General features: G+C 61.2%; 9 protein-coding genes and 1 pseudogene. 9 read left to right on the plus strand and 1 reads right to left on the minus strand.

All coding sequences use genetic code 11. The features are described 5' to 3' along the window. Positions 1–288: 288 nt before the first annotated feature. From VFB05_RS10685 to VFB05_RS10700, 4 genes are all read left to right on the plus strand, one after another. A complete protein-coding gene (locus tag VFB05_RS10685) occupies positions 289–1,521 on the plus strand; it encodes an ABC transporter substrate-binding protein (protein ID WP_325011969.1) in 1,233 nt (410 codons plus the stop codon). 457 nt (positions 1,522–1,978) lie between these two features. After that, positions 1,979–4,972, plus strand: coding sequence for an autotransporter outer membrane beta-barrel domain-containing protein (locus VFB05_RS10690; RefSeq protein WP_325011971.1), 2,994 nt, complete (start codon positions 1,979–1,981; stop codon positions 4,970–4,972). Positions 4,973–5,132: 160 nt separating this feature from the next. After that, on the plus strand, positions 5,133–5,318 hold the full coding sequence (locus VFB05_RS10695; RefSeq protein ID WP_325011973.1) for a hypothetical protein: 186 nt from the start codon (positions 5,133–5,135) through the stop codon (positions 5,316–5,318). A gap of 84 nt (positions 5,319–5,402) precedes the next feature. After that, the gene (locus VFB05_RS10700; protein WP_325011975.1) at positions 5,403–5,735 is read left to right on the plus strand and encodes a c-type cytochrome; all 333 of its coding nucleotides are present in this window, start codon (positions 5,403–5,405) and stop codon (positions 5,733–5,735) included. Between the two features lie 160 nt (positions 5,736–5,895). On the opposite strand, the gene VFB05_RS10705 is transcribed toward VFB05_RS10700, so the two are convergent. Then, positions 5,896–6,627 carry a Crp/Fnr family transcriptional regulator gene (locus VFB05_RS10705; protein ID WP_325011977.1) on the minus strand — a complete coding sequence of 244 codons (732 nt, stop codon included), beginning with the start codon at positions 6,625–6,627 and terminating at the stop codon, positions 5,896–5,898. A 142-nt stretch (positions 6,628–6,769) separates the two neighbouring features. Here VFB05_RS10705 and VFB05_RS10710 point away from each other — a divergent pair, with 142 nt between their 5' ends. The 5 genes and pseudogenes from VFB05_RS10710 to VFB05_RS10730 form a co-directional block, all read left to right on the plus strand. Then, on the plus strand, positions 6,770–7,108 hold the full coding sequence (locus VFB05_RS10710; RefSeq protein ID WP_325011979.1) for a hypothetical protein: 339 nt from the start codon (positions 6,770–6,772) through the stop codon (positions 7,106–7,108). Between the two features lie 168 nt (positions 7,109–7,276). Continuing rightward, on the plus strand, positions 7,277–7,768 hold the full coding sequence (locus VFB05_RS10715; protein ID WP_325011981.1) for a lipocalin-like domain-containing protein: 492 nt from the start codon (positions 7,277–7,279) through the stop codon (positions 7,766–7,768). Between the two features lie 911 nt (positions 7,769–8,679). Continuing rightward, complete coding sequence (gene glyA, locus VFB05_RS10720) at positions 8,680–9,990, plus strand: serine hydroxymethyltransferase (RefSeq protein WP_325011983.1); 1,311 nt, start codon at positions 8,680–8,682, stop codon at positions 9,988–9,990. A gap of 11 nt (positions 9,991–10,001) precedes the next feature. Then, positions 10,002–10,484: a transcriptional regulator NrdR gene (nrdR, locus tag VFB05_RS10725; protein ID WP_298252230.1), complete on the plus strand. Its 483-nt coding sequence runs from the start codon at positions 10,002–10,004 to the stop codon at positions 10,482–10,484. Next, positions 10,481–10,632, plus strand: a pseudogene (locus tag VFB05_RS10730) (riboflavin biosynthesis protein RibD); the annotation flags it as partial. The gene nrdR and the pseudogene VFB05_RS10730, both read left to right, overlap by 4 nt.

The raw sequence follows: 10,632 nt of genomic DNA on the forward strand, positions 1-10,632 counted from the left end.
CCGCCGCTTGCGTTCCCCGGATGCGGCGCGGCGCGATAGCGGTGCGCTGCTGATCCGGGGTCCATGTTTCTTTCCAAATGAAGGTGTGGGTCCAGGCTCTGCGAAGCGGCTTCCACGCCGCAACGCGTCCGGCACACGAGGACCCGGCAAGCCTTAAAACAATCCCAAACCTCTCAAACACACCTTGCCGAAAGCAACCAACCAAGGTGAGATGGTTTGCCGATCACGGCTTCGGGCAAAAGCTCCGTTCAAGAGGGCAGTCCCGGCACCATCATGGGAGGGGTTTGCATGACTGCGATATTTGCGCGGCGCTCGGCCGCGCTGGTTACCGTTGCTGCTTTTGGGCTTGGCCTTGCCACGTCGGCGCTCGCCGACGACAAGGTCGTCAAGATCGGCGTGCTCAACGACATGAACAGCCTTTACGCCGATATCGGCGGCCCCAATGCCGTGGTAGCAGTCAAGATGGCAGTCGAGGATTCCGGCCTTCTTGCCAAGGGCTGGAAGATCGACGTGATCAGCGGCGACCACCAGAACAAGCCGGACGTCGGCGTCAACATCGCGCGGCAATGGATCGATACCGAGAAGGTGGACGCCATCGCCGATACGCCGAATTCCGGTGTGGCGCTGGCCGTCAGCAACATCGTGAAGGAAAAGAACGCGATCCTGCTCAACAACGGCGCGGCCACCGCCGACCTCACCGGCAAGGCCTGCAATGCCAACACGATTTCCTACAGCTATGACACCTACATGCTCGCCAACGGCACCGGCAAGGCGCTGACAAAGGCGGGCGGCGACACCTGGTTCTTCCTGACCGCCGACTACGCCTTCGGCGCGGCGCTGGAACGCGACACCAGCGCGGTCGTCTCAGCCAACGGCGGCAAGGTCTTGGGCGGCGTCAAGCATCCGCTCAACACCTCTGATTTTTCGTCATTCCTGCTCCAGGCGCAGTCGTCCAAGGCCAAGGTCATTGGCCTCGCCAATGCGGGCGGCGACACCACCAACGCGATCAAGCAAGCTGCTGAATTCGGTATCGTGGCCGGCGGCCAGAAGCTTGCGGCGCTGCTTCTCTTCATCAACGATGTGCACGCGCTTGGACTCAAGACGGCGCAAGGCCTGACCTTCACCGAGTCCTTCTACTGGGATCTCAACGACCAGACGCGCGCGTTTTCGAAGCGCTTTCAGGAAAAGGTCTCTAATCACGCCATGCCGTCGATGACGCAGGCCGGCAACTATGCCGTCGTGCTGCATTACCTGAAGACGCTGGAGGCGATGGGCGGCAATCCCCATGACGGCGCCAAGGTCGTCGCCAAGATGAAGGAGATTCCGACCGACGATCCCTTGTTCGGCAAGGGCCCGTTGCGCGCCGACGGACGCCGCGTCATCCCGGCCTATCTGTTCGAGGTGAAGAAGCCGGAAGAATCGAAATATCCGTGGGACTATTACAAGCTGGTGGCGACGATCTCCCCGGAAGACGCCGCAAAACCGCTCTCGGCAAGCGAGTGCCCGCTGGTGAAGAAGTAGGATCGCGTTCCCCGGATGCTGCGCGAGCCGCGTGAGCGGTGCGCTGCTGATCCGGGCGTCCATGATCGAATAGCGACGGAATGTGGGTCCCGGATCTGCGGCGCGTCATGTCATGCCGCGCCGCGTCCGGGGCACGAGGGGTGCGTCGTCGGGCGCAGCCGGAATCCCTGACGCCGTCATATTGGCGGTCATAAGGTTCCGTTGAGCGGCCAAAGCGCAACAGTCGGGATTTTTTCAAAGCCCGCAGCTAACGTCGGGGCTGATCGTATGGCGCGTTGGCGCTATCCTGGGCATGGGCTTCGGGAATCTGGACAGGCGTGAGCGATCCGGGAAGGGTTGTCTTTCGCAGCGATCTCGAAGTGGGGCGTTGCGGCGGATGGCGGGGCAAACAAGGCGTCAGGCAGGATGTGGCCGATGGCGGCTGGCGGCGGTAATCGCCGCGGGCTTGGTCGGGCCTTTGTCGTGGATATCGCCAGTCAACGCGCAGAGTGCGACCTGGCTTGCCGCACCGACTGTCATCAACGCCGGCGACGGCAATCTCGACTTTAACGCCAATGCGAACTGGACTCCAACCACGTCGCCGGGAAGCACAACCACGACCGGCACAGCGACGTTTGGCGCCTCCGCCGGCACCAACATCAGTTTTTCTTCCGCATTGACTAGCGTTGGCGGATTTACCCTGACGTCGGCGGCGTCGAACTACACCTTTTTCGTCGGTGCCGCCAGCGGAAGCCTGAATTTCAACGGCGCCGGAATTGTCGTCAACGGCGGCAGCGTCAGCATCACCAATAATGTCACCGGCATCGTGCAGTTCAACGGCGGCAGCAGCGCAGGTAGCGCCGCCATCACGAACAACGACAACGCCTTGACCCTGTTCCTCAACAGCAGCACGGCCGGCACCGCCAGGATTACAAACAACAACAACGGCGTCACCCAGTTCGGCCAAAATGCCGGCGTCGACACCAGCACAGCTGGCAACGCCACGATTACGAACAACAGCGGCGGCCTGCTCAACTTCTTCGCCGGTACGACCGCCGGCAACGCCACCATCATCAATAACAACGGCGCCACCACCTCCTTCGCCAATACCAGCACTGCCGGCAGCGCCGTCATCACCAACGCCTTCGAGGTCATTTTCAACAACGCGAGCACGGCGGGCAACGCCACGATCAACAACAACAATACGCTGGCCTTTCATAATACCGCGACCGCCGGCGGCTCCACGATCGTCAACAACGACTTCCTGCAATTTTTTGACGGCACCAGCGCCGGAAGTTCGACGCTCACCAACAATCACAATACGTCGTTCTTCACCACAAGCACGGCCGGCAGCGCCAACATCACCAACAACAGCGTGCTCGGCTTCTTCCAGACGAGCACCGCCGGCAACGCCACCATCACCAACACCAGCAATCTGAGCTTCAACAACTCCGCCACCGCGGGTAACGCGACGATCACCAATAGCAGCACCGGCGTCACCCAATTCCTGGACACCAGCACGGGCGGCAATGCGCGCCTCATCAACAATGCGGCGGGTGGCACGTTCGATTTCTCCGGAACCCACGGACCGCTTGGCGACGGCAATGTCAGCGCCGGCTCGATCGAGGGCGGAGGCATCGTTAATCTCGGAAACAACCAGGTCACCATTGGCAGCAACAACCTCTCGACCACCTTCTCCGGCGTGATCACAGGCACCCCTGCCATTGGTAACGTCCCGATCATCAAGGTTGGCACCGGGACGCTCACGCTCACGGGCAACAACACCTATACGGGACCAACCTTGGTGCTCGGCGGCGCGCTGGAGGTGGATGGTTCGATCGCAAGTACGGCGTTGGCGGGCCCCGGCGCCATGCTGTCAGGCACCGGCACGTTCGGCTCCGGGGCCGGAATCAGCACTGGCGGCACGCTGGCGCCCGGCAATGCGGCGAACCCGACCGGCACGCTGGCAATTGTCGGCGATCTTAGTTTTCAGTCGAACGCATTTTATCTGGTGCATGTGGGCGCCAGCGCTAGCCAGACCACGGTCTCGGTAGCTACGCAGCTTGGAGGGACAGTGCAGGTCGCCGTCGGCCCCGGCGCCCAGGGCATGAAGACATACGACATCCTGCATTCGACCCTGGGTTTCCTCGGCGGCACGACATTCAGCGGCGTGCAGAGCCTGACACCGGGGTTTGCGGAAAGCTTGAGCTATACCAATACCGACGTTTTCCTCTCATTGACGGCAAATCTGGGCGGCGGCATTGGTGGCTCTACCGGCAACCAGCAGAATGCCGCAACCATCATCAACAATGTCTTCAACAGCGGCGGCTCTTTGCCACCGGGCTTTCTGAACCTGTTCAATCTGTCGGGCGCGCAACTCTCGAACGCGTTAACGCAAATTTCCGGCGAGACCGCGACCGGATCGCAACAGACGACGTTTGATGCGATGGGCATGTTCATGGGGCTCTTGACCGATCCCTTCATGAATCGGGGAGGCGGCTTTGGCGGTTCGCCCTTGTCGTCGGGCTACGCCGACGAAGCACTGGGCTATGCGGCCACCGGCAAGAAGACCGATGCCTTTGCGATGTTCACCAAGGCGCCGCCGGTGCAGGGCGCTTTCGAACAGCGCTGGAGCGTGTGGGCGGCAGGCTTTGGCGGTTCGCAATCAACCGATGGTAACGCGGCGGCCGGAACGAACAACACCACGAGCAACATCGCCGGCACCGCGGTCGGCGCCGATTATCTGATCTCGCCCAACACGATTGCAGGTTTTGCGCTGGCCGGCGGCGGCACCAACTTCTCGGTTGCGAACGGCGGCACTGGAAGATCCGATCTCTTCCAGGCCGGCGCCTATGTGCGCCACAATCAGGGCCCGGCCTATGTCTCCGCGGCGCTCGCTTATGGCTGGCAGGACATAACGACCAGCCGCATGGTGACTGTGGCGGGCGTCGATCAGCTCCGTGCCGAGTTCAATGCCAATGCGTGGTCGGGACGCCTCGAAGGCGGCTATCGCTATGTTGCGCCGGCGATGTTCGGCATCGGCATCACGCCGTACGCTGCCGCGCAGTTCGTGACCTTTGATCTACCGGCCTATGCCGAGCAGGCGATATCGGGCAGCAACACTTTCGCGCAGGCGTACGGCGCGCGCGACATCACCGATGTGCGCAGCGAGCTTGGCATTCGTACCGACAAGTCCTGGCTTGTGAACGAAGGCATTCTGACGTTCCGCACCCGCCTGGCCTGGGCGCACGATTACGATCCCAATCGTTCGGTATCCGCAACCTTCCAGGCGCTGCCCGGCGCATCCTTCGTCGTGAACGGCGCGGCGCAGGCGGCGGATTCCGCGCTCACCACCGCATCGGTTGAAATGAAATGGAAGAGCGGCTGGTCGGCGGCCGCGACGTTCGAAGGCGAGTTCTCGAATGTGACTTCAAGCTACGCCGGCAAGGGCGTGGTGCGATACACGTGGTGAGCGTCACGGTGTAGTCGTCACGTCTGTTCGAGCGAAGCCTCGCAGTTTCCCGCTCAATTGTCCGCATCAAGCTTAACAACAAGGGTTGCTTGCCTGCGGACGCTGACAAGTTATTTTGCGCGCGGGCAAGGGGTGACGAGATGGGAAGGGGAGGGCCTGTATGGCCGACAATGATTCCAACGCGCGGCGAAACGAAGAAACTCAAAGAGCGTATCAGCGAGACCGCGAAATGCAGCGGCGCGGCGTCAAGATAGACGATGCCATTCACGGCATTACGGACGACGATCGAAAAGCAATCATCAACAAATCTCTCCGAAAGGTGCACTCCACGCTGTCGGTAGGTTGATCCCGGCGGAATTTGCGCCGTACTTTCGCCATTGCGAAGGTTAGCGATCCAGCCTGTATATCTTGTGGCGGATGTGGAGCGGGCATGAGAAGAATCGTTCTGGCTCTTGCAATTTCCGTGTCAGGTATCGGGCTGGCTCACGCGCTGGACAAGGAACAGCTGCGGGCGCAGGCTTTGCTGAAAGAGTTCTGCGGCCGCTGCCACGCCGTTGGCACGTCCGGCAAAAGTCCGCACCCCTACGCGCCACCGTTCCGAAATCTTGGCGAGAACAAGCTTTATGACGAAGAATTCAGCCAACGGTTACAGAATGGGCTGAGCAGCATTCACCCGGATATGCCGACATTCCATTTCAGCCAAAACGATGCGGGAGCGGTGATCGACTATCTCCGAGCTATTCAGGCCGCCTCCCGGCGATGAGTTTCGCAAACGCGGGGCCGCCAAATTCTGCTATTGCGGCTCCTGCATGGTTGCAATCGGCCTATGGAGCCGGACTACTAAGCTGAGCGCGATCCTGACGCTTGCTGGGTGGCGGCACGGCTCGAGGTCCGCGCGAGCAAGACAGCCATCATCTGCGCCGTCAGGTCGCAACAGAGCGCGCGTCAGCCATTGCGTTGAGAGCTTCCCGATTGATGACCGTCACGTAATGGAGATTTCGCGGGGAAATGATTCTTTCCGCCGACAGGGTTCGAAACGCCCGGCTAAGTGCCGCAGGGGTCAGGCCGAGATAGGCGGCGATGCTTGAACGATCCATTGGAAGATGGATCTCGAAAATGGGCTCGCCGCTTGCGGCTTGCACATGTTCCTGCAGCGCCAGGAACATCGCGAGTCTGGTCGTTGCCTTCTTTTGGGCAAGCAGCACGGCATGCCGTTGCGCCTCGCGGAGTTCCTCGCAGAGCTTGACGATGAAATCGACATCGAGGTCGGCGTTCCTGTTCAGGAGACGCCGCAGCGCAGGCAGCGGCATCTTGTACGCCGTCACCGCCGTGGCAGCTCTCGTTGCGTTCGCGTATCGCCCTTCCTCCGACAGGCCGAAGAGATCGCCGGGAGAAAGGAACGAGAGGACCTGCTCTGCGCCCGGTGCGCCCCGGTAGGCGGTGACTATTCCGTCGATGATATTGAAGGTGGCCTCCGCCGTATCGCCTTCGCCATAGATCCTTTGACCCTTTTCGAAGCGCACGACGGTTGCAATCTTCGTGAGCTCGGCGCGCTCGGCATCGCTGAGCAATTGATGACGCTTGCCCGGTCCGGGATCGTCCGGGACCCAAGGGTTAACGGCGTGAATTGCTGGTCCAGTCATGAGCCTGGTCATCGGGAGCTCCACCCGAATGTCCTTACTCGCTTCATCGAACAGCAATATTGATCGCGATCAACTTTCGAAGCGCCGGTGCGATAACGAGCCCTACGGTTGGAGGTTACCTTCTAGGGGGTCCCAAGGAGAGGGAGGACATGTCGTGGACAGCTTTGTACCATACGCCAACATCGACCACTTCTTGAGTATCCTGACAAGCCAGGACATTTCCGATCACAACCGAAAAACCGTCACCAAATTGATGGTTGCGGAAGAGGACAAGCTGGGCCGTGAGCTCGCGCACCTGGAATTCGCACAGGCCAGAGCCAGCCAAAGTCGAGAGCGCTTGAGTTATCTTAGCCGACTGCGCGATGCGTTTGCCGATGGCACGGAGGACCGGATACGAGCCGACAGGTTGCTCACAAATTTTCAAGCCACGCATGATTTGATGGAAGACTTCTGTCGTCGATTGCGCGACAGGGTCAATTCGAGCCGTTTGTAGCAATGGGTCTGCAGTTTCGAACCTTGGCCCCTCACGAGACCGGTCCGCCAGCGAGTCAGTTCAAGGAACAGGCCTCCGTCCGGCTGTCACCTTTGAGGCACATCAACACAAGCCGGCGCGATCGCGTTAGACGTTTATCCCGGTGTTCACCGTCACCGGGAGAACGGCGTGAGATCAGGTCATTTCCTCGTATTGGCTATCTTTCTTGCCGCCATCCTGACGCGCTCGGGCTTCGGCGCCGAACACAGCAGGGTTGTTGGAACGTGGAGCTTGCGTTCATACGTCGTGGAAGTGCAGGCAACCGGCGAGAAGTTGCCCGTCATGGGCGAGACGCCTGCTGGCTACGTGACGTTTTTGCCGGAAGGACGTGTCTTCTTCCTGCTGACGGGTGAGGGGCGCAAGCCCGCGAAATCGGATTCTGAACGGGCGCAGCTGTTCAGCTCGCTGGTTGCCTATACCGGCACTTACACCACTGAAGAGGACACCTGGACAACCAACGTCGATGTAGCCTGGAATCCTGAGTGGGTTGGAACGAAGCAAGTGCGGTCTTTCAAACTGGAAGGCGACCGGCTTGACGTGTTAACGCCGTGGCGGATCATGCCGAACTGGCCGGACAAGGGCATGACACGCAGCATCATCAGCTTTGAACGCGCCAGGTGACAAGCGCTGGCGGGCTGAAGCCGTCCGGCCGCTCTGATAATGGCACGTTCCCCGGAGCGCAGCGCTTTAGCGATGCACCGCTGATCCGGGGGCCCACAAGCGGGCACCGACGGCGTGTAGGTCCCGGATCTGCGTCGCGGCATACCGGACGATGCTTCGCATCGCCGAGAGCATGCCGCAACGCGTCCGGGACACGAGAGGCTTGACAGCTTTTCTCTCAGTCCACCTGATTTGCCCGTCGCGTTAATCTGCCGCAGGCATGTCGCTTGTGACGTCGGGCAAATCACGGGCAGTTTCCCGCGCGTCCCGTGCTCCATGAGAGGGCGCTCGCGATCGTCACGAACGTTGGGTGCGGGATGCGGTGGACGCTGTCACATCGACTGACGAGCGATGATGAAAGCGGACGGCGAAGTCGTGTGGTCCTGATGCCTCGACGCTGGCATCTGGCGATAATGTTCCGCATTACGCCTGCGGTGACAAGAAAGCCCGATCACCGGGGAGAGCACGAAGGAAGCCGTAACACCATCGCGCAGGGAATGCCGGGCCAACCGGCGCGACCTGTGGTGGACTTATCTGCGTGCTTTCATTCTTTGCACGCGGAGCTGCGGGGTGCATCGGCACCCGGCATTCCCTGCGTCCTCTGAAAGGGGGACTTGGCCAGGACTCGGGTTTCGCGACCGCGGGAATGCTTCCCCGTGTCGGCTGTCAGGATCGGGAGGGATTAAGGGGGCCGACTGGAACTTCCGCCTATCCCCACCATATCTGGCATAATTGTCAGGCCGCAACCGCAAGCGCTTGGCCGGCGAGGGGCGATGTGGTATCCCCCAAGACACCCTTTAAGGCACCCTTTCGACCGCCATTTGTTGACCGCCCGCGACGTCCTTCCCCTCGCGGCGGTGGAGAATTTGCCCATGAACTCATCGACTTCCAGCGCCAAGACGGCTTCCACGCCCTCATCCTTCTTCACGGCAGGGCTTGGCGAGGCCGATCCCGAGATCGCCAGGGCGATTCAGGGCGAGCTTGGCCGCCAGCGCCACGAGATCGAGCTGATCGCCTCGGAAAACATCGTCAGCCGCGCCGTGCTGGAAGCTCAGGGTTCGGTGATGACCAACAAATACGCGGAAGGTTATCCGGGCGCGCGCTATTACGGCGGATGCGAATGGGTCGACGTCGCCGAGACGCTGGCGATCGAGCGCGCGAAAAAACTGTTCGGCGCCGCCTTCGCCAACGTGCAGCCGAACTCCGGCAGCCAGATGAACCAGGCGGTGTTCCTGGCGCTGCTGCAGCCCGGCGACACCTTCATGGGCCTCGATCTTTCCGCCGGCGGACATCTCACCCACGGCTCGCCGGTCAACATGTCCGGCAAGTGGTTCAAGGCGGTGCATTACACGGTGCGGCGTGAAGACCAGTTGCTCGACATGGATGCGATCGCGAAACAAGCCGAGCAGGTTCGGCCCAAGCTGATCATCGCCGGTGGCTCCGCTTATTCGCGCGCCTGGGACTTCAAGCGGTTTCGCGAGATCGCCGACAGCATCGGCGCTTATCTTCTGGTCGACATGGCGCACTTTGCAGGTCTTGTGGCCGGCGGCGTGCATGCTTCGCCGGTGCCACATGCGCATGTCACGACCACGACGACGCACAAGTCGCTGCGCGGCCCGCGCGGCGGCCTCATCCTTTGCAACGATGAGGCGCTCGCCAAGAAATTCAACTCGGCGATCTTCCCGGGTTTGCAAGGCGGCCCGTTGATGCATGTGATCGCGGCCAAGGCGGTTGCCTTTGCCGAAGCGCTGCGGCCGGACTTCAAGATCTACGCGAAGAATGTCGTCGAGAACGCCAAGGCGCTCGCAGAATCGCTGCGCGCCGAAGGCCTCGATATCGTGTCCGGTGGAACCGACAATCATTTGATGCTGGTCGACCTTCGCCCGAAGGGCTTGAAGGGCAACGTCTCGGAGAAGGCGCTGGTGCGCGCCGCCATCACCTGCAACAAGAACGGCATTCCCTTCGATCCGGAAAAGCCGTTCGTCACCTCGGGCCTTCGTCTGGGCACGCCGGCCGCGACCACGCGTGGCTTCGGCGTTGCCGAATTCAAGCAGGTCGGCGGCATGATCGCCGAAGTGCTGAATGCGGTGGCGCAGTCGAAGGACGGCTCCGCGCCGCTGGTGGAGCAGGCCATGAAGGAACGGGTGAAGGCGCTCACCGATCGCTTCCCGATTTATCAGTAGGTCATAACCGCATGCGTTGCCCAAGCTGCAACAGTCTCGATACTCAGGTGAAAGACTCCCGTCCGACGGAAGATTCCGCGGTGATCCGGCGCAGGCGCGTCTGTGTCGCCTGCAACTTCCGCTTCACCACCTTCGAGCGCGTGCAGCTTCGGGAATTGACCGTGATCAAGCGCAACGGCCGGCGCGTTCCGTTCGATCGCGACAAACTGGTGCGCTCGGTGCAGATCTCCTTGCGCAAGCGGCCGGTGGATTCCGAGCGGGTCGAGAAGATGGTCTCGGCCATCGTGCGCGAGCTAGAGAGCGGCGGCGAGGCGGAAATCTCCTCGGAGGCGATCGGCGAGATCGTGATGGAGCATCTGCGCCAGCTCGACGACGTCGCCTATGTGCGCTTTGCGTCCGTATACCGCAATTTCCGCGAGGCCAAGGATTTTGAAGCGGTGCTCGGCGAACTCTCCGGCGAGGATGAAGCGCGGATCACGCTGTTACGCAAATGATCTTCCGCATTCTGGAAGAACAGCTCGCGCAAAAAACGAAAGATTCGAAGGCGGCTGACCGGCGCTTCATGCAGCTTGCGCTCGCGCTCGGCCGCCGCGGCCTCGGGCGTACGTGGCCCAATCCCGCGGTCGGGGCGGTCGTGGTCAA

The organism is Bradyrhizobium sp., from assembly GCF_035652035.1.
Taxonomy (GTDB): domain Bacteria; phylum Pseudomonadota; class Alphaproteobacteria; order Rhizobiales; family Xanthobacteraceae; genus Bradyrhizobium.

What these genes read in the sequence shown, in the direction of transcription:
- VFB05_RS10685 (WP_325011969.1), top strand. Translation starts at nt 289, where the DNA reads ATGACTGCGATATTTGCGCGGCGCTCGGCCGCGCTGGTTACCGTTGCT.
- VFB05_RS10695 (WP_325011973.1), top strand. Translation starts at nt 5,133, where the DNA reads ATGGCCGACAATGATTCCAACGCGCGGCGAAACGAAGAAACTCAAAGA.
- VFB05_RS10700 (WP_325011975.1), top strand. Translation starts at nt 5,403, where the DNA reads ATGAGAAGAATCGTTCTGGCTCTTGCAATTTCCGTGTCAGGTATCGGG.
- VFB05_RS10705 (WP_325011977.1), bottom strand. Translation starts at nt 6,627, where the DNA reads ATGACCAGGCTCATGACTGGACCAGCAATTCACGCCGTTAACCCTTGG.
- glyA (WP_325011983.1), top strand. Translation starts at nt 8,680, where the DNA reads ATGAACTCATCGACTTCCAGCGCCAAGACGGCTTCCACGCCCTCATCC.
- nrdR (WP_298252230.1), top strand. Translation starts at nt 10,002, where the DNA reads ATGCGTTGCCCAAGCTGCAACAGTCTCGATACTCAGGTGAAAGACTCC.